Annotated in this window: 17 protein-coding genes; 6 read left to right on the forward strand and 11 right to left on the reverse strand. The window is 71.4% G+C overall.

Annotation, left to right across the window (positions count from 1 at the left end; all coding sequences use genetic code 11):
- Position 1 precedes the first annotated feature (1 nt).
- From nuoL to ABD944_RS18890, 4 genes are read left to right on the forward strand one after another with little or no spacing between them, the layout of a single operon-like run.
- Entirely contained in the window at positions 2-1,918 is a 1,917-nt protein-coding gene (gene nuoL / locus ABD944_RS18875; protein ID WP_345178226.1) for an NADH-quinone oxidoreductase subunit L, read from the forward strand.
- A complete protein-coding gene (locus tag ABD944_RS18880) occupies positions 1,915-3,495 on the forward strand; it encodes an NADH-quinone oxidoreductase subunit M (protein WP_345178227.1) in 1,581 nt (526 codons plus the stop codon). Before nuoL ends, ABD944_RS18880 begins: the two co-directional genes overlap by 4 nt.
- Positions 3,492-5,078, forward strand: a complete 1,587-nt coding sequence (nuoN, locus tag ABD944_RS18885) for an NADH-quinone oxidoreductase subunit NuoN (RefSeq protein ID WP_345178229.1) — start codon at positions 3,492-3,494, stop codon at positions 5,076-5,078. The genes ABD944_RS18880 and nuoN overlap by 4 nt, the downstream gene beginning before the upstream one ends.
- 49 nt (positions 5,079-5,127) lie before the next feature.
- A complete protein-coding gene (locus ABD944_RS18890) occupies positions 5,128-6,129 on the forward strand; it encodes a polyprenyl synthetase family protein (protein ID WP_345178465.1) in 1,002 nt (333 codons plus the stop codon).
- Positions 6,130-6,321: 192 nt separating this feature from the next.
- On the opposite strand, the gene ABD944_RS18895 is transcribed toward ABD944_RS18890, so the two are convergent.
- Positions 6,322-7,509 (reverse strand): MFS transporter, encoded by a 1,188-nt coding sequence (locus ABD944_RS18895; protein ID WP_345178230.1) that lies wholly within the window; start codon positions 7,507-7,509, stop codon positions 6,322-6,324.
- Between the two features lie 88 nt (positions 7,510-7,597).
- On the opposite strand from ABD944_RS18895, the gene ABD944_RS18900 reads away from it, so the two are divergent.
- Positions 7,598-8,491, forward strand: a complete 894-nt coding sequence (locus tag ABD944_RS18900) for a LysR family transcriptional regulator (protein ID WP_345178232.1) — start codon at positions 7,598-7,600, stop codon at positions 8,489-8,491.
- On the opposite strand, the gene ABD944_RS18905 is transcribed toward ABD944_RS18900, so the two are convergent.
- The 10 genes from ABD944_RS18905 to ABD944_RS18950 form a co-directional block, all read right to left on the reverse strand.
- The gene (locus ABD944_RS18905; protein WP_345178233.1) at positions 8,488-9,102 is read right to left on the reverse strand and encodes a GTP-binding protein; all 615 of its coding nucleotides are present in this window, start codon (positions 9,100-9,102) and stop codon (positions 8,488-8,490) included. The genes ABD944_RS18900 and ABD944_RS18905 overlap by 4 nt on opposite strands.
- On the reverse strand, positions 9,083-9,511 hold the full coding sequence (locus ABD944_RS18910) for a DUF742 domain-containing protein (protein ID WP_345178235.1): 429 nt from the start codon (positions 9,509-9,511) through the stop codon (positions 9,083-9,085). Before ABD944_RS18910 ends, ABD944_RS18905 begins: the two co-directional genes overlap by 20 nt.
- On the reverse strand, positions 9,508-9,933 hold the full coding sequence (locus tag ABD944_RS18915; protein ID WP_345178237.1) for a roadblock/LC7 domain-containing protein: 426 nt from the start codon (positions 9,931-9,933) through the stop codon (positions 9,508-9,510). Before ABD944_RS18915 ends, ABD944_RS18910 begins: the two co-directional genes overlap by 4 nt.
- The gene (locus ABD944_RS18920; protein WP_345178239.1) at positions 9,930-12,356 is read right to left on the reverse strand and encodes a sensor histidine kinase; all 2,427 of its coding nucleotides are present in this window, start codon (positions 12,354-12,356) and stop codon (positions 9,930-9,932) included. The genes ABD944_RS18915 and ABD944_RS18920 overlap by 4 nt, the downstream gene beginning before the upstream one ends.
- A 208-nt stretch (positions 12,357-12,564) precedes the next feature.
- Entirely contained in the window at positions 12,565-14,319 is a 1,755-nt protein-coding gene (locus tag ABD944_RS18925) for a prenyltransferase/squalene oxidase repeat-containing protein (protein WP_345178241.1), read from the reverse strand.
- Positions 14,316-15,236, reverse strand: a complete 921-nt coding sequence (locus tag ABD944_RS18930) for a terpene synthase family protein (RefSeq protein WP_345178243.1) — start codon at positions 15,234-15,236, stop codon at positions 14,316-14,318. The genes ABD944_RS18925 and ABD944_RS18930 overlap by 4 nt, the downstream gene beginning before the upstream one ends.
- A complete protein-coding gene (locus tag ABD944_RS18935; protein ID WP_345178245.1) occupies positions 15,233-16,603 on the reverse strand; it encodes a cytochrome P450 in 1,371 nt (456 codons plus the stop codon). The genes ABD944_RS18930 and ABD944_RS18935 overlap by 4 nt, the downstream gene beginning before the upstream one ends.
- A 380-nt stretch (positions 16,604-16,983) precedes the next feature.
- On the reverse strand, positions 16,984-17,343 hold the full coding sequence (locus tag ABD944_RS18940; protein ID WP_345178246.1) for a hypothetical protein: 360 nt from the start codon (positions 17,341-17,343) through the stop codon (positions 16,984-16,986).
- 38 nt (positions 17,344-17,381) lie between these two features.
- A complete protein-coding gene (rarD, locus tag ABD944_RS18945) occupies positions 17,382-18,272 on the reverse strand; it encodes an EamA family transporter RarD (RefSeq protein WP_345178248.1) in 891 nt (296 codons plus the stop codon).
- Between the two features lie 264 nt (positions 18,273-18,536).
- A complete protein-coding gene (locus tag ABD944_RS18950) occupies positions 18,537-19,367 on the reverse strand; it encodes a LysR family transcriptional regulator (protein ID WP_345178250.1) in 831 nt (276 codons plus the stop codon).
- A gap of 95 nt (positions 19,368-19,462) precedes the next feature.
- On the opposite strand from ABD944_RS18950, the gene ABD944_RS18955 reads away from it, so the two are divergent.
- Positions 19,463-20,194, forward strand: coding sequence for an SDR family oxidoreductase (locus ABD944_RS18955; protein ID WP_345178252.1), 732 nt, complete (start codon positions 19,463-19,465; stop codon positions 20,192-20,194).
- The last annotated feature ends 118 nt before the right edge of the window (positions 20,195-20,312 follow it).

A 20,312-nucleotide genomic window follows, 5' to 3' on the forward strand; every position in this document is an offset into this window, starting at 1 on the left:
GATGAAAGCGGAAGGCATCCAGGCCGCGTCCTGGCTCCTCGTCGCGCTCCCGCTCGCGGGCGCCGCGATCCTCCTGCTGGGGGGACGGCGGACCGACAAGTGGGGCCACCTGCTCGGCGCGGCGATGTCGCTGGCGTCGTTCGCGGTGGGCGCCGCGATGTTCGCCCAGATGCTCGGGTACGACGCCGAGGCCCGGCGCCGCACCCTGCACCTGTGGGACTTCATCGACGTCGGCACGTTCAAGGTCGGCATGGACCTGCTGGTGGACCCGCTGTCCATCACCTTCGTCCTGCTGATCACCGGGGTGGGCTCGCTCATCCACATCTACTCCATCGGCTACATGGCCGGGGACCCCGACCGGCGCCGTTTCTTCGCCTACCTGAACCTGTTCCTGGCGTCGATGCTGGTGCTGGTCCTGGGCGGCAACTTCCTGATCCTGTTCCTGGGCTGGGAGGGCGTCGGTCTCGCCTCCTACCTGCTGATCGGGTTCTGGCAGCACAAGCCGACGGCCGCGACCGCCGCGAAGAAGGCGTTCGTCGTCAACCGGGTCGGCGACATGGGGCTGATCATCGCGATCGCGCTGATCTTCGCCTCGTTCGGCAGCATCGACTTCGGCGCGGTCCTCGGCACCGGCGCCGAGCACGTGGGGCTCGCCTCCAAGCTCGGCACCGGCACCGCGACGGCCATCGGGCTGCTGCTCCTGGTCGGCGCGTGCGGCAAGTCGGCGCAGCTCCCGCTGCAGTCGTGGCTGCTGGACGCGATGGAGGGCCCGACCCCGGTGTCGGCCCTCATCCACGCCGCCACGATGGTCACCGCGGGCGTCTACCTGATCGTCCGGTCCGGCCCGATCTTCGAGATGTCCGAGACCGCGCAGCTGGTGGTGACGATCGTCGGCGCGGCCACGCTGCTGGCCGGTGCGATCATCGGTTGCGGCAAGGACGACATCAAGAAGGCCCTCGCCGGATCGACGATGTCGCAGATCGGGTACATGGTGCTGGCCGCGGGCCTCGGCCCGGCGGGCTACGTCTTCGCCATCGCGCACCTCGTCGCCCACGGCTTCTTCAAGGCGGGCCTGTTCCTCGGCGCCGGGTCGGTCATGCACGGCATGAAGGACGACGTGAACATGCGCCACTACGGCGCGCTGCGCACGGTCATGGTGATCACCTACGCGACGTTCGGCCTCGGGTACCTCGCCATCATCGGGTTCCCCGGCCTGTCGGGCTGGTTCACCAAGGACGGCATCATCGAGGCCGCCTACGCCAAGGGCGGCACGTCCGGGATGATCCTCGGCTCCTGCGCGCTGATCGGCGCCGGGATCACCGCGTACTACATGTCCCGGGTCATGTTCATGACGTTCTTCGGCGAGAAGCGCTGGGAGGACGACGTCCACCCGCACGAGTCGCCGGCGGTCATGACCGTGCCGCTGATGCTGCTCGCGGTCGGGTCCGTCTTCGCGGGCGGGTTCCTGATCCTCGGCAGCTTCCCCGAGTTCCTCGAACCGGTCGTCGGGGCGCCCGAGCACGCGCACGAGTTCAAGTGGCTCACCGCGCCCGGCGCCGCCACCTTCGTCCTGATGATCGTCGGCGCCGGGATCGCCTGGATGCAGTACGGCGCCCGCAAGGTGCCGCGCGAGGCGCCCAAGGGCTCGTTCGTCACCGTCGCGGCCCGCAAGGACCTCTACGGCGACGCGCTCAACGAGTCGCTGCTGATGCGCCCCGGCCAGTGGCTGACCCGGCTCGCGGTCTGGTTCGACGGGCGCGGCGTCGACGGCGCCGTCAACGGGACGGCCGCCGGCGTCGGCGGCAGCTCCGGCCGGCTCCGGCGCGTCCAGACCGGCTTCGCCCGCTCCTACGCCCTCTCGATGCTGGGCGGCGCGGCCCTCGTGGTCGCGGCGCTCCTGGTGGTGAACGTGTCATGAGCGACTTTCCCTGGCTGAGCGTCCTCATCGCGCTGCCGCTGGTGGGCGCGGTGCTGCTCAGCGCCATCCCGCGCGAGCGGGAGACGCTGGTCAAGCAGTTCTCGCTCGGCGTCTCCCTCGTCGTCGCGGCCCTCACCGGGGTCATGGCGTCGGGCTTCGACGCGGGCGGCGCGCGGTTCCAGTTCACCGAGAAGTACTGGTGGATCAAGGAGTTCGGGGTCCACTGGGCGGTCGGCGTCGACGGCGTCGCGCTGGTGCTGATCGTGCTGTCGGTCGTCCTCGTCCCGCTCGTCATGCTGGCGTCGTGGAGCGAGGCCGACCGGTCCGGCGGCGTGGACGTCCCGGCGAAGCGGTCGGTGAAGACGTACTTCGCGCTGCTGCTGACGATGGAAGCGGCCATGATCGGCGTCTTCGCCGCGACGGACGTGTTCCTGTTCTACGTCTTCTTCGAGGCGATGCTCATCCCGGTGTACTTCATCATCGGGTACTACGGCGGCGCGCAGCGGTCCTACGCCGCGGTGAAGTTCCTGCTGTACTCGCTGTTCGGCGGGCTGCTGATGCTCGTCGCCGTCATCTGGCTGTACCCGCTGTCGAGCCGGTCGGTCGAGAGGGGCGGCCTCGGGCACGGCACGTTCATGTTCGACGAGCTGTCGAAGATGAACATCGACCCGACGACGGCCAAGTGGCTGTTCCTCGGCTTCTTCGTCGCGTTCGCGATCAAGGCGCCGATGGTGCCGGTGCACACCTGGCTGCCGGACGCGGCGCAGCAGTCCCCGGCCGGCGCGCTGGTGCTGATCGTCGGCGTCCTGGACAAGGTCGGCACCTACGGGATGCTCCGGTTCTGCCTGGAGCTGTTCCCCGGCGCCGCCAAGTGGGCGACCCCGGTCGTGCTGGGGTTCGCGGTGCTCAGCATCATCTACGGCGCGGTCCTCGCGATCGGCCAGGTCGACATGAAGCGCCTCATCGCCTACACGTCGGTGTCGCACTTCGGGTTCATCGTCCTCGGCATCTTCGCGATGACGTCGCAGGGCCAGTCCGGCGCGGCGCTCTACATGGTGAACCACGGGTTCTCCACCGGCGCGCTGTTCCTCGTCGTCGGCTTCATGATCGTCCGGCGGCGGTCGGCGCGGATCTCCGACTTCGGCGGGGTGCAGAAGGTCGCGCCCGTCCTCGCCGGGATGTTCCTGATCGCCGGCCTGTCCGCGCTGTCGCTGCCCGGCCTGTCCACGTTCGTCTCGGAGTTCCTCGTCATCGTCGGGACGTTCAGCCGGTACGAGTGGGCCGGCGCGCTCGCGGTCAGCGGCGTCGTGCTCGCGGCCGTCTACATCCTGTGGATGTACCAGCGGACCATGGGCGGCCCCAAGGTCCCCGCGGTCGAGGGCATGAAGGACCTGTCCGCCCGGGAGAAGTGGGCCGTCGCCCCGATCATCGCGATCATCGTGGCGATGGGCTTCTTCCCGCAGCCGGTGCTGCACGTGATCAACCCGTCGGTGGACCACACGCTGGCGCGGGTCGACCAGCACGACCCGGCGCCGGACATCACCGGTAACGTCGCCGAGAACGGAGCCCGTCCATGACCACCACCAGTCAGGTGAGCGCGGTCCTCGCGCAGGGGGGTGACATCCCCGCGCCGCACATCGAGTACGGGCAGATCGCCCCGCTGCTGCTGGTCCTCGGCGTCGCCGTCGCGGGCGTGCTCGTCGAGGCGTTCGTCGGCCGGACCGCGCGCTACTACGTGCAGGTGCCGCTGGCGTTCCTCGGCCTCGCGGGCGGGTTCGCCTGGACGATCCTGCTGGCGTGGCGCGACAACCCGCACCACGTCGCCGCCGAGGGCGCCCTGGGCGTGGACGGCCCCACCCTGTTCATCCAGGGCACCATCCTGGTGCTGGCCCTCGTCAGCCTCCTGCTCATCGCCGAGCGCGGCGACGGCAGGGCCGGCGGCCACTTCGCCGCGCAGGCCTCGGCCCTGCCCGGCAGCGAGGCCGAGCAGCGCACCACCGAGGCCGGGTTCACCCAGACCGAGGTGTTCCCGCTGATGATGTTCGCCGTCGGCGGCATGGTGATGTTCCCGGCGGCCAACGACCTGCTCACCATGTTCGTGGCGCTGGAGGTCATGTCGCTGCCGCTGTACCTGCTGTGCGGGCTCGCCCGCCGGCGGCGCCTCCTCTCCCAGGAGGCGGCGGTCAAGTACTTCCTGCTCGGCGCGTTCTCCTCGGCGTTCTTCCTGTACGGGGCGGCGCTGCTGTACGGGTACGCCGGGTCCGTCCGGCTGTCGGACATCTCCGCGCAGATCGGCAAGGACGCGGGCAGCGAGACCCTGCTCCTCGCGGGCGTCGCGCTGCTGTCGGTCGGGCTGCTGTTCAAGCTCGGCGGCGTCCCCTTCCACATGTGGAAGCCGGACGTCTACCAGGGCGCCCCCACGCCGATCACGGCGCTGATGGCGTCCTGCACCGTCGTCGCCGCGTTCGGCGGGATCCTGCGCGTCTACTACGTCGCGTTCGAGACGCTGAAGTGGGACTGGCGGCCCGTCCTGTGGGGTGTGGCCATTCTCACCATGATCGCCGGGTCGATCATCGCGATCACGCAGACCGACATCAAGCGGATGCTGGCCTACTCCTCGATCGCGCACGCGGGCTTCCTGCTCATGGGCGTGATCGCCAGCTCCCCGGACGGCCTGTCCAGCACGATGTTCTACCTGGTCGCCTACGGCTTCACCTCGATCGGCGCGTTCGCCGTCGTGACGATGGTGCGGGACGCGGGCGGCGAGGCCGGCCACCTGTCGCGGTGGGCGGGCCTCGGCAAGCGGTCCCCGGTGGTCGCGGGCGTGTTCGCCTTCTTCCTCCTGGGCTTCGCGGGCATCCCGCTGACCAGCGGCTTCACCGGCAAGTTCGCGGTGTTCAAGGCGGCCGTCGAGGGCGGCGCGACGCCCCTGGTGATCGTCGCCGTGATCTCCTCCGCGGTCGCCGCGTTCTTCTACGTCCGTGTGATCGTCGTCATGTTCTTCAGCGAGCCGGACGCCGAGGGTCCGGTCGTGGTGGCCGGCCCGGCGACCGCGGTCGCGGTCGCGCTCGGAGTGACGGCTACTGTGGTACTCGGCGTGATCCCGCAGCCCGTTCTGGACCTCGCGGGGCAGGCCACGACCCACATGTTCGTCCGGTAGGGAGTCTTGGGTGAGCAACCCATTCGCTGAGAAGTCCGGCGGGCCGGCCATCCAGGAGACCGGCCCGTTCGGGCTTCCCGTCGACGCCGCGCTCGCGTCCGACGCCAAGGACCGCCTCGCGGCCGTCGAGTCCCTTCTGCTCGACTGCGTCCGGGGCGAGGACCCGCTGCTCACCGAGGCCTCGCAGCACCTCGTCGAGGCGGGCGGCAAGCGCTTCCGGCCGATGCTGGTGCTGCTGGCCTCCCACTTCGGCGACCCGGCCGCGCCCGGCGTCGTCCCCGCCGCCGTCGTCGTCGAGCTCACCCACCTCGGCACCCTCTACCACGACGACGTCATGGACGAGGCCACCATCCGCCGCGGCCAGCAGTCCGCCAACTCCCGCTGGACGAACACCGTCGCCATCCTCACCGGCGACTACCTGTTCGCCCGCGCGTCCGACCTGCTCGCCGACCTCGGCCCCGAGGCCGTCCGCATCCAGGCCCGCGCCTTCGCCCGCCTGGTCCGCGGCCAGATCCAGGAGACCGTCGGCCCCGGCGAGGACGCCGACCCCCTCAAGCACTACCTCCAGGTCGTCGCCGACAAGACCGGCTCCCTGATCGCCGTCTCCGGCCAGTTCGGCGCCCTGCTCTCGGGCGCCCCCGCCCACGTCGTCGACACCGTCACCTCCGCCTGCGAGAAGATCGGCATCGCCTTCCAGCTGTCCGACGACATCCTCGACGTCGCCTCCGAGGCCGAGGAGTCCGGCAAGACCCCCGGCACCGACCTGCGCGAAGGCATCCGCACCCTCCCGACGCACCACGTCCTCGCCGGCATCGGCTCCGGCCCCGACGACGCCCGCCTCCGCGAGCTCCTCACCCAGGACCTCACCGACGACGCCCTCCACGCCGAGGCCCTCACACTCCTGCGCGCCCACCCCGCCATGGACCGCGCCCGCGCCGACCTGCGCCGCTGGGCCGAGGACGCCCGCAACGAACTCCTCACCCTCCCCGAGATCCCCGCCCGCGAAGCCCTCACCAACCTCTGCGACTACGTAATTACTCGTACTGGATAGCGTCTTTCTCCTCCTTCGGGCCCTGAAGGCCCTCCATCGTCGAAAAACGCGGGCGATCGCTGGCATCGCTCCGTCTCGCCTTGCGGCTCGCTGCGCGATCAGGTTCTCGCAAGCTCGAACCTGCCTTCGGACGCGATCGCGGCCCTTGAGGTTGTCGCGTGGTTGCGGTGGGGGCTGAGGTCGGCGCGGTGTCTATTGCGGTGCTCGCTGCCGTAGAGGTCGCCTGGTGGTTGCGGCGGTGGCCAGGGCTAGGGCGGCTAGGGTTCCGCCCAGCCACATGACGCCGGTTTCGCCTGTGGTGTCGGTCATCTGGCCGCCTGCCAGGGCTCCCAGGGAGATGGCGAGGTTGAAGGTGGCGACGAACAGTGCCGATGCCGGCTCGGCGGCGTGCGGGGGCACGGCCTGTAGCAGCCAGTTCTGCAGCGTCACCGACACTCCGCCGTAGGCGACCCCCCACAGGACCAGCAGCACGATCGCTGGAAGCGGGGATCGGCCTGCCAGCGGGAACAGCAGGACGGCCGGTGCGAGCAGGACGGTGATCCGGATCAGGGTGCGGCGCGGGGCGCGGGCGGCGGCCGTGCCCGCGGTGAAGTTGCCCGCGATGCCCGCCACGCCGTACACCAGCAGCAGTGTGCTGATCAGGTCCGGGTCCACGCCGGACACCCGCTCCAGCACGGGACGCACGTAGGTGTACGCCGCGAAGTGCCCGGTGACCAGGAGGAACGTCACCAGGAGTCCGGCCTGCGCGCGGGGCGCGCGAAGCACCTGCGGCATGGCGGCCAGACCCGCCGCGCCGGTTCCGGGCAGCGGCGGCAGCAGCGCGGCGAGCGCGGCGCAGGCGACCAGCGACAGCGTTCCGGCCGCGGCGAACGCCGCCCGCCAGCCCGCGAGGTCGCCGATCAGCGTGCCGGCCGGAACCCCCGCCACCGACGCCACCGCCACTCCGCCGAAGATCACCGAAGTGGCGGCGCCGGCGGAGCGCTCCGGCACCAGCCGTGCCGCCAGCCCGCCGGCGATCGCCCACACGCCGCCGATCGCCACGCCGACCAGGACCCGCGACGCCAGCAGCGCGGGCAGCCCGGGGGCGATCGCCGAGCCGAGGTCGGCCGCGGCCAGCAGGCCCGCCAGCACGGCCAGCACCGCCCGCCGGTCCAGCCGGGCGGTCGCCGCGGAGAGCGCGGGGGCGGACAGCGCCGCGACGAGGCCGGGCACGGTCATCGCCAGCCCGGCCGTGCCCGCGGACACGCCGAGGTCCGGGCCGATCGAGGTCAGCAGGCCGACCGGGAGCATCTCGCTGGTGACGACGAGGAACGTGGCCGTGGCGACCGCGAGCACCGCCGGCCACCCCCGGCGCGGCGGGGGAGAGGAGGGAACCGTCATGCCCCCGACCCTGGCGGGCGGGCCGAGGGGGAACAACGGCGAAGATCGCATCCTTGTATGAGCCAGACTCATCGATCGGGGGCGTCGCGTGCCGGAACTGGAGACCCGGGAGCTGGAGTGCTTCCTCGTCCTCAGCGAGGAGCTGCATTTCGGCCGGACCGCGGAGCGCCTCTACCTCTCCCAGAGCCGCGTCAGCCAGCTGGTGCGCGCCCTCGAACTGCGGGTCGGGGCCCGGCTCGTGGAGCGCACCAGCCGCCGCGTCCGGCTGACCCCGCTCGGAGCCGCCTTCCGGGACGAGCTGCGGCCCGCCTACGCGGCCCTCCTCGACGCCGTCGAAGGGGCCAGGAGCAGGGCGCGCGGTGTCGGCGGGGTGCTGCGGATCGGCTTCCTTGGGTCCCTGGACGAGGAGCTGGCGGGTCTGGTCCGCGCGTTCCAGAGCGGCCACCCCGGCTGCGAGGTGCGGACGGTCGAGATGCCGCTGGCCGACCCGTTCGGGCCGGTGCTGGGCGGCGACGTGGACGCCGCGATCGTCCTGACCCCGGTGCGTGAGCCCGGCCTCGCCGTCGGCCCGGTCTTCTCCGAGGCGCCGCTGCGCCTGGCCGTCCCGGCTCGCCACCCGCTCGCGGACCGCCCGTCGGTCCGCGCCGAGGACCTGGCCGGGCACCCGCTCGTCAGGATCGCCGGCCCGGCGCCGCGCTACTGGCGCGACGCGCAGTCCCCGCCGCTGACGCCCGGCGGCGCCGCGATCCCGTCCGGACCGGCCGTCAGCACGATCCAGGAGGCCCTCGCGATGGTCGCCGCCGGGCGCGGCGCGATGCCGCTGTGCGTCCCGACCGCCCGCCGCCACGTGCGGGGCGACGTCGTCTTCGTCCCGCTCACCGGCCTGCCCGATTCGGCGCTCGCGCTCGTCTGGCATCGGGACCGCGCCACCGCGCGGCTCCGCGCCTTCGCCGGGACCGTCGCCGCGGGCGTCCGCGGCTAGGCGTTCTGGGGTTCGGGCTCCTCCGTGAGGCCGCGGGTCTTCATGGCGTGCAGGACGAGGTCGATGAGGACCTCCTTGCAGGAGCCGAGGCTGCGGGCGTCGCAGAGCATGACGGGAACCTTCGGGCCCAGGTTGAGGGCCATCTGGATCTCCGCGAGGTCGTAGCGCTGGGCGCCCTCGAAGCAGTTCACGGCGACGATGAACGGGGTGCCGCGGCGCTCGAAGTAGTCGACGGACGGGAAGCAGTCCGACAGCCGGCGGGTGTCGGCGAGGACGACGGCGCCGAGCGCGCCGAGCGAGACCTCGTCCCACATGAACCAGAAGCGCTCCTGGCCGGGGGTGCCGAAAAGGTAGAGGACGTACTCGTCGCGCATCGTGATGCGGCCGAAGTCCATCGCGACCGTTGTGGTCGTCTTGCGCTCCACCCCGGAGATGTCGTCGACGCCCACGCTCTCGTCGGTGAGCAACTCCTCGGTGCGCAGGGGGCTGGTCTCCGAGACCGTGCCCACCATCGTGGTCTTGCCGACCCCGAAACCGCCCGCGATCACGATCTTGACCGCGGTGGGGAGCCGGCGGGCGCGCACGCCGCGCCTAGAGGGCCCGGAGACCATCGATCACCGCCTTGTAGAGCCTGATGTCGTGCATGTCCGCCTCCGGTTCGGGCTCCTGAAGGGAGACGAATCCCTTGTCGAGCAGGTCGCCGAGCATCACCCGGACGGTCGCCACGGGCAGATCGAGATGGCCGGTGATCTCGGCCACCGACATCACCGCCTGGCACAGCCGGATGATGGACAGGTGCTCGGGTCCGAGGCCGATCGCGCCCTCCGGCTCCGGTCCGACCGCCACCACCAGGGTGATGAGGTCGAACTTGCCGCGGGTCGGCTCGATCCGGCCGCTGGTCATCACGTAGGGCCGCACCATCGGACCGGCGTGCTCGTCCAGGAACCGGTCGTCGACCGGCGGGCGCGTCGCGGCCTCGTCCGCCCAGGGCTCCTGGGCGGGATCCTCGGGGGGCATCATGCCGGGCGCCCCTCCTGCGCGGACTCCGAACGCGACGGGGAGGTGAGGTGGTGGCCCATGGCGGTGACGAGCATCGCCATCTCGTACGCGGTGAGGCCGACGTCGACCTCCTCGGTGGCGAGGACGGCGAGGCACGCGCCCTTCCCGGCGACCGTGACCAGCAGGAACGCCGACGCCATCTCGACGATCGTCTGCCGGACGGGGCCGCCGCCGAAGCGGGTCCCGGCGCCCTTGGCGAGGCTCTGGATTCCGGCGGCGACGGCGGCGAGGTGCTCGCCGTCGTCCTGCGTCATGCCCTCGGACGACGCCATGAGCAGGCCGTCCGCCGACAGCACGACCGCGCTGCGGGCGTGCGGCAGGCGGTGGACGAGGTCGTCCAGCAGCCAGCCCAGGTCGGAGGAGGAACCGGTCTTCTGCGTCACTGATCTGCCTCGCCTTCCGCTGCGTTGGTGCCGAGGGCTTCCGCCGCGTCGACGCGGCCCCGCTGGGTGCCGCGCTGGTAGGAACCCATGATCCGCTGAATCTCCTCGGGGGAGCGGCCCGGGTCCTCCTGCTCGTCCTGCTCGTCGGCGACGGCGGGCTCGTCGGTGCGCAGGGGTTCGGCCAGGTTCGCCTGCGGCACACGGACGGGAAGACCGGACGGTGTTGTGGAGATGTCGGGCACGGGTGGCAGGTCCTCCGGCTCGATGGGGTCGGGACGTGCGCCGTCCGCGGGGTCGTCGTGCCGCGCGGGCGTGGGGGCCTCGGGCTCCGGTGCGGGGGCGCCGCCGGGGGGCCGCACGGGCAGCGGGTCCGCGGCCGGCGGGGGGACCGCCACGAGGGCGGGTGCGGGGTGCTGCGGGCCGGTGCCCGCCGGGGGGAGCGTCGTCGTGGGGGACGCGGAGCGGACGCCGGACGCGGCGAGCGCCGCGGCGGGGCGCCGCACCTCCAGGCCGTTCGTGGTGGTGGTGCCGGCCGGGACCTGCGCCGGGCCCTGCTCGACGATCAGGTCCCGGGGGATGACGACGACGGCCGTGGTGCCGCCGTAGGCGGACCGCTTCAGCGAGACCTGCAGGTTGTAGCGCTCGGCGAGCTTGCTGACCACGAACAGGCCGAGCTGGACCGAGCTCTGCAGGTTGAAGTCGGGCGGGTCGGCGATCCGCGCGTTGATCTCGGCGAGCTTCTCGTCGGTCATGCCGAGCCCGCGGTCCTCGATGTCGATGGCGAAGCCGCTGGCGACCAGGTGCCCGCCGACCTGCACGATGGTGTCGGGCGGGGAGAACGACACGGCGTTCTCGATCAGCTCGGCGAGCAGGTGGGTGACGTCGCCGACCGAGCGTCCGGCCAGCTCGACCGGGCCGAACGGCAGGACGGTGACGCGGGTGTAGTCCTCGACCTCGCCGACGGCGGCGCGGACGACGTCCACCATCGGGACGGCGTTGCGCCAGCCGCGGGCCGGGAGGGCGCCGGACAGCACGATGAGGTTCTCGGCGTTGCGCCGCATGCGGGTCGCGAGGTGGTCGAGCCGGAACAGCTCCTCCAGCTCCTTGGTCTCGATGTCGCGGCGGCGCTCCATCGCGTCCAGCATGGTGAGCTGCCGGTGCACCAGCGTCTGGGTGCGGCGGGCCAGGCTCAGCAGGACGTCCCGGATGCCGCGGCGCAGTTCCGCCTGCTCGACGGCGGTACGGATCGCGGTCTCCTGGACGGCGTTGAACGCGCGGCCCACCTGCCCGATCTCGTCGGTGCCGAACCGCAGCGGCGGCGCCTCGAGCTCGACGTCCACCTTCTCGCCGTGCCCGAGCCGCTCGACGACGCCGGGCAGCCGCTGCTCGGCCAGCTCCCACGCGGCGCCGCGCAGCCGTTCCAGCTGCCGGACGAGCGCGCGCGCCGTGGTGATCGACACGACGATGGACGCGATGACCGCGAGGAGGCCGAGGCCACCGGCGAGCAGCAGCCGGATGACGACCCAGGCGGCGATGGGAGTGGCGCGCTCCACCAGCCGGTCGCCGGCGTCCTGGATGGACTTGCGCATCTGGGCGAGCGCGGGCTCGGTCGCGTTGCGCCACTGCTCGGCGGTCATGCGGGGGTGCTGCGCCTTCGTCCGCTGGAGGAGCATGTCCTCCAGGGCGCTGACGGTGGTGAGGCGCTTGTTGGCGTTCAGCTCGTCCCAGGCCTGCCGGTCCGCGCCCTCGAGGTCGACCAGGGCGCGCTCGTAGTTGAGGCGCCGGGCGCCGACGGCCTTGGCGATGTCGATCTGGTCGACCGGGGTGATCCGGCCGGACGCGAGGACGCCGGCGACCAGCGCGTCCTCCTGGGACAGCAGCTCCCAGGACCGGTTGACGGCGATCTCCGCGCGCAGGTCGGAGGTGAACCCCTTGTCGTCGAGCGTCGTCGTCCCGTCGTACATGTGGAAGATCGACTCGATGGTGTCGGAGTAGGCGTCGATGATGTGCCGGCGGTCGAAGGCGCCGGCGTCGATCGAGCGGCGGTCGCCGTCGAGCCGGCCGAGCAGCCGGACCATCGCGTCGAGCCGCTGGTCCATCTCGTCGTCGGCGGCGCGGCGGACCGAGCCGCTGCGGGCCTTCTCGACGACGATGGCCCGCTCCTTGTCGGTGCGGGCGCGCTGGGCGGCGAGCAGGTCGGGCCGCCGCTGGCCGGACGCGAGCATGGTCACGGTGAGGCGGCGCTCCTGCTGGAGCTCGACGAGCAGCGGGTCGCTCGGGGCCACGACGCTGTCCAGCGTGCTCACGAAGAGCAGGTTCACGCCCTCGCGCAACGTCACCCAGGCGGCGAAGGCCCACAGCGCGGTCAGCGAGACCAGCAGGGCCGCAATCTTGGTCCGCAGCCGTGAGTTGCGGAAACGCATTATGATCGCCCCAACAATTGTCAAGGTGCCTGCAATGCGAGGTCTTGGGCCCGGCTGCGAGACACTGGTGGCGGTGAGAGCGGGTAGCGCTATGCCGGATGATCGGCAAGGCACCGGTGAACCTTACCAACGCCACCAAACCCACTCAAGGTGAATGGTTTCCGGCTCAGGCGTACAACCAGGTCACCCTCGGACAGGGTGGTGAAATTCACCGCACTGAAACACTCGTGTCACGATGTGCCACACGAAGGGCGCCCAGGACCGCCGCCCGCACGATGGTCGTTGGGCGATATAGGTCTTTATCGTGCCAGAGAGGCGGCTTGCCGGAGTCAACGTCGCCCGGACCGCCGGTCAGGCTCCCCGCAGTGCTCCGCAGGGCCGCCCTGAGGTAGGCGCAGCCCCGCCGGACCGCTCGCTCCGCCGCCTCCCGCACCGCCGGGTCGGGCGCGGCGCCGCCGGACGGGCGGGCCAGCGTCAGGATGTGCACGGCGTAGGCCGTCTCCTCGGCCGTCCCGCACCAGCGCCCCCAGGAACCGTCCGGGCGCTGCTCGCCCAGCACCCACGCGACGGACCGATTCACCGCGTCCGCCGATTCCGGGCCGCCGAACTCGGCCAGCGCCAGGGCGGCGCAAGCGGTCGCGTAGAGCGGCGAAGCGTGCCACCTGTCCTGCCAGCGGCCGTCGGACAACTGCTCGCCGACGAGCCAGGACGCCGCTTTTCGCGCGCTCGCCGCGTAACGGCCGGCCGGTCCTGCGCCGCCGCACTCCAGGTAATGGCCGAACGCCTCAAGCACGTGCGCGTTCGTCGTGACGGACCGTCCGTTCTCGCCGGGCCAGCTACAGAAATGCGTGCTCGTTTCGTACTTCCACAGCAGGTCGGGCGGGTGCGGTTCACCGAGAAGCGACAACGCGTACAGCACGCCGGAACTGGTGTCGGCGTCCGGGGGCAGGCCGGTGCCGCCCGGTGCGCCGTCCTCGCCGAGCGACGCCCGCATCTGGGCGATCAACTCCGGCGGGGCGGCCGGCGCGAGCCCGGTGCGGGCCAGCCAGCCCAGCACCCACCCGCGCTCGAAGTTGGTCACCGGGACGGCGACGGAAACGGGACCGCCGTGCTGCTCGGCGGCGGCCTCCAGATAGCGCCGCGCGGCCTCGTCACCAGGGCCGTCGCCGTCGGGACCGCCGAGCCACGCGGCGGTGGCCGCGGTGGAGGCGCCGACGGTCGCGAACCGCCCCGGCCCGCCCACCGCCGAGAGATCGCCGACGGCCCGCGCCGGTTCCGGCAGCGGCACGGGACGGATCGAACCGGCCCGCCGCGCCGACGCCCCCGCGACCTCCAGGGCGTGCTGGACCTTCAGCGGCACGGCGCCGCCGTTCTCCAGGTGGGCCTTGGCGGCGGCGACGAACGCCCCGTCCATCCCGGCGGGCGGGGCCAGCCGCCCGCCCGTCCACCAGGCGGCGAGGGCCGGGTCGTCGCGGAGCCGGTCGAGGTGCCCGTTGATCGCCTCGATGAGGGCCGGGGTGATGTGCTCGATGGCCGGCATGTCCGGGAAGTCGGCCGCGGCGGCGCCGGCGAGCCGCCGCGCGAGGGACCGCAGGGCGCGTCCGGCGCCGCGGACCACCTCGGCGACGGAGACGCCGGCGGGCCAGCGCCCGCCCTCCGGGGCGAGCACGGAGAGCAGCGCCTCGGTCGCGCTCAGGCTCGGGACGAGCGCGTAGCCCGGGTCGGGCGGCCCCCAGCCGCCGTCGGGCCGCTGCGTGTCGAGAAGGAACCGGATCCTTGCGGTATGTCCGGTCAGCCAGGGGGCGAGGCCCACCAGCCGCCCGGTCTCGTAGACCGACGGGGACGACCGCCCCCACGGGTGGCGGACGAGATCGTCCACCAGCGCGGCGGCGGCCGCGTAAAGATCGTCGGGGTCGGGATCGGCGGCCTCGGCCGTCTCCGGGCCCGCCTCCTCGACGGTCACAGCGACCCCCAGTAGTCGCTCAGCCCGTAGAAGCCCGTACTGAAGCCGATCTGCCGTTCGAGGTAGGCCACTGCCTCGGGGCAGTCGTCCCGCAGCGGCCCCACGCGCTCGCGGCAGCGGGCCACGATCTCGTCGATCCGCGCGGTGATCTGGGCACGTTCCACCCCGAGCATCTGCGCGTTCAGGTCGCCCCAGGTGACGTCCCGCTCGTAGGTGGCGAGGTCGTTGAGCAGCCGCAGCACCTGCTGGACGTCCCGGCTCGCGGCCTGCAGCTCGCCGATGTGGTCGAGGACGCCCTGGTCGGCGTGCACGATCCAGTGCGAGATGTTGACCCAGGCCGAGCCGTAGTTGTCGGCGTTGTCCAGGTACTCGTCGAACGTCGGCCACGAGGCCACGTCGACCGACTTCCACGTCAGCTCGCGGGCCCCGGCGTGCAGCAGCCGCGCGAGCTGCGCCAGCCAGTCGTCGCGCAGCGCCGCGAAGGCGGGCGCCCCGGCCGCCTCGTCCCGGATTTCGGCGAGGAACCGGGTGAGCCCGTCGCCCGGCGTCGGCGGCGCCCCCTCCGCGACGGCGAGGCAGCGCTGGTTGATGTCGTCCACCTCGTCCCGGGACGTCGCGACATGGTCCACCAGCCAGTCCAGGCCGAAGATCCACAGCGAGGTGCGCGCCGCCATCCGGATCCCGGACGCGGTGAGCCACGGCGACCCGAACGCGTTCGCGCAGGCGACGGCGTTGAACAGGGTCTCGTCGATCGGCTTGACGTCGAACAGGTCCGGATAGGTCTCCGCGCATTTCGCCAGGTCGCGGGCGCACTTCACGGCCTGCGCCATGACGGCGCCGTCGTGCCGCGCGCCCTGCAGGGCGTCGGGCGCCGCGGGGCCGCCGGGACGCGGAGGCGCCTTTTCCGCCGCCGTCACGCGTTCCGCCCGACCGGGGTCAGCGTCATCTCCATCGACTCCCGCGGCCGCAGCGTCGCGCCGATGCGCGGCATGGCGGGGATCGCGTCGGACAGGGCCGGGCGGAACCGGCTCAGGATGCTCGTCAGGATCATCCGCGCCTCGACGTCGAACACGTGCCGGCCGATGCACTGGTGCGGGCCCCCGCCGAAGGGGAAGTAGGCGTAGCGGTGCCGCCTGCGCGAGTTCTCCGGCGTGAACCGCTCCGGGTCGAACTCCAGCGGGCGCTCCCACACCGACGCCAGCCGGTGCGTGAGGAACGGGCTGATGAGCACCGGGTCGCCCGGCTCGATGTGCACGCCGCCGAGGATCGTCGGCGCGGTCGCCATGCGCGGGAACATCCAGCCCACCGGGTACAGGCGCAGCAGCTCCTGGACGACCTGCGACACGTACGGCAGCCTCGGAAGATGGTCCGGGCGGACGGGCTCGGCGCCCACCACTCCCTCGATCTCCTCGACCAGCCGGTCCAGGACCACCGGGTGGTCGTGCAGCAGCGGCCACAGCCAGGTCAGCGCCAGCGTCGTGGTCTCGGTGCTGGTCGCGAACATCGCGAGCAGGTTGTCGCGGATCCACTTGTCGTCCGGCGGGGCGCCGTCCTCGGTCCGGGCCTGGCAGAGCGCGGTGAAGATGTCGCTGCCGTCGCCCGGATCGTCCCGGTAGCGCGCCACCAGCTCGAACAGGACCTCGTCCATCACCTGCACGGCGTCCTTGAACGCCCGGTCGCCCGGCATCGGGAGCACGCGCGGCAGGAACGGCAGCAGGAAGCGGACCGAGATCGACGTCGCGATCTGGTCGAACGTCGGGATCAGCTGGTTGGCCTCGACCGGGGAGATCTTGTCGCCGAACAGGACCTTGATCACGGTCTCGTTGACGATCCGGCTCATCTCCGGCAGCACGTCGATCGGCCGTCCCGCGCGGGCGGGCTCCTCCAGCTTGCCGACGGCGTCGTTGATCGCATCCGCCATCAGCCCGGTGAGCCGGTTGACGTTGCGGGTGGTGAAGACCGGCTGCAGCACCCGCTTGCTGTGCTCCCACTCGGCGCCCTCGGACAGGATGCTGTCGCCCATCAGCTCGCGCAGCGGCCTCCAGAACACCCCGTCCCGCTGGAAGATCTCCGACTCGCGCCGCAGGACCTGCTGGATGTGGTCGGGATGGGTGACCAGGTAGGGGTGGGACGCACCGAGGTCGAGCCGGATGAGCCGGCCGTCCCCCTCCGTGCTGATCCGCTCCAGCTGGCGAAGTGGGTCGCGGACGAAGCCGGCGACCGTGCGGTAAAGGGGGAAGTTCTTCGCCTTCTGGACTGGGACGGCGCCGACGTCAACGGACATTTACCGACTGCCCCTCGATGTTGAGTTGGAGTACCAGTGCTCGCGGTTGGCCGTTCCGGGGGCATGGGGGCGCCCGGGACGCACGGCGCCCCTCGCGGTGGGATGCCGTGAATGAGTGATTCGGGCTTTGTGGGAAGGTTGCGGTGTTATGTAGCTTTCTGTGGGAGTATCACATGATCAATTAACAACGGCAAGGCTTCGCCCGGTAGAAATCTCAACCTTTCCGACGTGACCCTTATCACTTGCCCGCTGTGTTGTCTCATTGTCCGAGTCGGCCTTACAGGCATGCCGAAGAGGCCCGCGAAAAGGACTTTCGCCGGCGCGTGAGAACACGGAGAGTGACGCCCGCTAAATGGAGCCCTCTTCCGGTTTATACCGAATTACTTTGCCCCGTGGTCGATCGGGACCAGATCGGGCCACGCCACTCGCCCCGCCACTCTGACCTTGCCGGTCACTCTGCGTGATCCGCAGCGCACCACCACCGGGTAGCTGCCGGGCGCCGCGTCGCGCCTCACGACGGTCGAGTGGTCCACGGCCCGCCCGGCGAACGCTTCGGAAGTGGCGGCCACCGTGCCCCTGCATCCCGGCACCGAAAGCCGGATCCGCTCACCGGGCCGCGCGGCGGCGGGCTCCACCGAGACCGGACCGTCCCCGTGCGCCGTCGCCCGCCCCGTCGCCGGAGCCAGCATTCCCGCCGCGACGAGCGCTGTTCCCAACACGGTGACGCTGAGCAGACGCAACGACGACTCCCTCGCTCGGGGGTGTGACGTCCGGCACTTTAGCCCCTTGGCCCGGTTTGGGGCACCGCTTCCCTTCGTCCGGCGGCCACCCCGTCCCACGTGAGCGTCACCAGGGCGAGCCAGACCAGCAGGAACCCCGCCCACCGGCTCGGCGGCATCTCCTCGTGCTGCACGAAAAGCCCGATGGCGAACTGCAGCACCGGCGCCAGGTACTGCAGCATCCCGATGACGCTCAGCGGCAGCCTGACGGCCGCCGCGTTGAAGAGCATCAACGGCACGGCCGTCACGATCCCGGCCCCGGCCAGCAGCACCGCGTGCCCCGCCCCGTGATGCCCGAAGGTCGCCTCGCCCCGTCCCTCCAGCAGCAGCACGAACCCCAGCGCCGGCAGGAACGTCACCGCCGTCTCGACCGCCAGGCTCTCCGCCGAGGGCATGTCGGCGAACTTCTTCAGCAGCCCGTACACCGCGAATGCGGACGCCAGCACCAGCGCGATCCAGGGAGGCCGCCCGTAGCCGACGGTCAGCGCGACCACCGCGGCCATCCCCATCCCGACCGCCGCCCACTGCCACGGCCGCAGCCGCTCCCGGAAGATCACCACGCCGAACAGCACGCTGATCAGCGGGTTGATGAAGTACCCGAGCGCGGACTCGATCGTGTGCCCGGTGTTGACGGCGTAGATGTACGTTCCCCAGTTGACGCTGATCACCAGCGCCGCCAGCGTCAGCAGCACGCCCCGCCGCCATCCCAGCGTCCGCAGCCACCCCCGGCTCCGCCGCACGGCCAGCACCGCGACCACCGCGACCAGCGACCACATGATCCGGTGCGCGAGGATCTCGCCGGCCCCCGCCGGCTTCAGCAGCGGCCAGTAGAGCGGGAACAGCCCCCACAGCACGTACGCCGCGACCCCGCACACCACTCCCCGCTTCACCGAGGCAACATATCAGCAGGTAATTAACCAAAAGGAACAACGGTCCTGACGAGCGGAACCAGCAGCCTGACCCCCACCACGAGGTCCTCGACGAGCCCCACCACCAGCAGTACCTGCGCAAGAATCCGAACGGCTGCCGGTGTATTGCGATGCTCGTGGTGGTGCGCACCCTCATCTAGAGCTCCATGCCGATAGCGACTTCTCCGCCAGGCCGGGGCGTAGGGCGCACGGTGGCATTGTCGAACGGTTGCCGCCGCCTGCGCTCTAGAGGCGGGTGGCCGTCTGGATCAGTCCGGCGAGGGCCAGGGACCGGCTGTGCGGCGGCCAGGCGATCACGGTGGTGACGGTCGGCGCGTCCAGGATCGGCACGAAGGCCAGGTCGCGGCGGAGATGGCTCCGGGCGGTCTCCGGCAGTAGGGCCACCGCCCTGCCCAGCGCGATCAGCTGCAGGAGCTGGGCGTGGTCGTGCACCTCGGGTCCCGGGCCGTCGGGGTAGCCGCCGTCGAAGTGCGGCCAGCGTGGCAGCGGGAGGTCGGCGATGTCGGCCATGCGCAGGTCCGTACGGCCTTCGAGGGGATGGTCTTTCGGCAGGACCAGGATCTGGCCCTCGGTGCTCAGCTCCTCGGTGTCCAGGCCGGTCGTCGAGTCGAACGGCCTGTGCAGCAGTCCCACGTCGGCCCGGCCGTCGCGGAGCAGCCGCTCCTGCTCTCCGATCCCGCACAGCAGGACCTCGACGGCGACCGCGCCGGGCTCGGCGGCGTAGGCGTCCAGGAGTTTCGGCAGCAGCTCACCCGACGCCCCGGCCTTGGTGACGAGCACCAGTTTCGGCTCCGTGGCGGCGGCGCGGCGGGTGCGGCGGCCGGCGGCGTCGACCGCGTCGAGGGCAGCCCGGCCCTCTCTGAGCAGAACCTTTCCGGCCTCGGTGAGTCCGACCGTACGGCTGGTGCGCTCGAGAAGCCGAACGCCGAGGCGGCGTTCCAGCTGCTTGATCGCCCGCGAGAGGGGCGGCTGGGCGATCCCGAGGCGCTCGGCGGCGCGGCCGAAATGGAGTTCCTCGGCGACGGCGACGAAGTACCGCAACTCTCGCGTCTCCATGCTCTCACCGTACCGGGGGATCAATACCCGCGAGGTATCGAACGCTACCCAAGCGGTGTTGGAGTGCTCCCGGCCGTACGGCCAGGATTTCGGGTATGAGCGAACAGACGATCACACTGATCACCGGTGCCAACAAGGGAATCGGCTACGAGATCGCCGTCGGGCTCGGCGCCCTCGGCCACACCGTCGGCGTGGCGGCCAGGTCCCCGGAGCGGCTCTCGGCGGCCGTCGAGAAACTCCGCGCCGAGGGGGTCGACGCGTTCGCGGTACCTCTCGACGTGACCTCCGACGAGAGCGTCACCGCCGCGGCCTCCCTGCTCTCCGAGCGTTTCGGACGGCTCGATGTGCTGGTCAACAACGCCGGGGTGACCGGTGGGATGCCACAGACGCCCACGACCGTCGACCCCGCGACCATGCGAACGGTCGTGGAGACCAACGTGATCGGCGTCATCCGCGTCACCAACGCCATGCTGCCGCTGCTCAAGCGTTCCGCCGCACCGCGAATCGTGAACATGTCCAGCAGCGTCGGGTCTCTCACCCGCCAGAGTTCTCAGTCCGGCGTGGAGGCCGTAGGCCCGATCTCCGCCGCCTACGCGCCCTCCAAGACCTTCCTGAACGCCGTGACCCTCCAGTACGCCAAGGAACTGCACGACACCAACATCCTGATCAACGCCGCCTGCCCCGGCTACTGCGCGACCGATCTCAACGGCTTCCGCGGCATCCGCACCGCCCAACAAGGCGCCGCCATAGCCATCCACTTGGCCACCCTGCCCGACAACGGCCCGACCGGCTCCTTCTTCGAAGACGCCGGCGTGGTGCCCTGGTAACTCGTCGACCACACTGGCCCTCCATCACGCTGAGTTTCCTGAACACAGGCACCCGGGACTCTCGCCCTGGTCGTCGAAAACGGCATTTCAGTGGGCCAAGTATTTGAAACTGCTGCCG

The sequence above is a fragment of the Actinomadura verrucosospora genome, assembly GCF_039540335.1.
GTDB classification, from domain to species: domain Bacteria; phylum Actinomycetota; class Actinomycetes; order Streptosporangiales; family Streptosporangiaceae; genus Spirillospora; species Spirillospora verrucosospora.

Bases quoted from the DNA above. Each gene is read 5' to 3' on its own strand.
- nuoL (WP_345178226.1), top strand. From the start codon at position 2: ATGAAAGCGGAAGGCATCCAGGCCGCGTCCTGGCTCCTCGTCGCGCTC.
- ABD944_RS18880 (WP_345178227.1), top strand. From the start codon at position 1,915: ATGAGCGACTTTCCCTGGCTGAGCGTCCTCATCGCGCTGCCGCTGGTG.
- nuoN (WP_345178229.1), top strand. From the start codon at position 3,492: ATGACCACCACCAGTCAGGTGAGCGCGGTCCTCGCGCAGGGGGGTGAC.
- ABD944_RS18895 (WP_345178230.1), bottom strand. From the start codon at position 7,509: ATGACGGTTCCCTCCTCTCCCCCGCCGCGCCGGGGGTGGCCGGCGGTG.
- ABD944_RS18905 (WP_345178233.1), bottom strand. From the start codon at position 9,102: ATGGTCTCCGGGCCCTCTAGGCGCGGCGTGCGCGCCCGCCGGCTCCCC.
- ABD944_RS18910 (WP_345178235.1), bottom strand. From the start codon at position 9,511: ATGATGCCCCCCGAGGATCCCGCCCAGGAGCCCTGGGCGGACGAGGCC.
- ABD944_RS18920 (WP_345178239.1), bottom strand. From the start codon at position 12,356: ATGCGTTTCCGCAACTCACGGCTGCGGACCAAGATTGCGGCCCTGCTG.
- ABD944_RS18935 (WP_345178245.1), bottom strand. From the start codon at position 16,603: ATGTCCGTTGACGTCGGCGCCGTCCCAGTCCAGAAGGCGAAGAACTTC.
- ABD944_RS18950 (WP_345178250.1), bottom strand. From the start codon at position 19,367: ATGGAGACGCGAGAGTTGCGGTACTTCGTCGCCGTCGCCGAGGAACTC.
- ABD944_RS18955 (WP_345178252.1), top strand. From the start codon at position 19,463: ATGAGCGAACAGACGATCACACTGATCACCGGTGCCAACAAGGGAATC.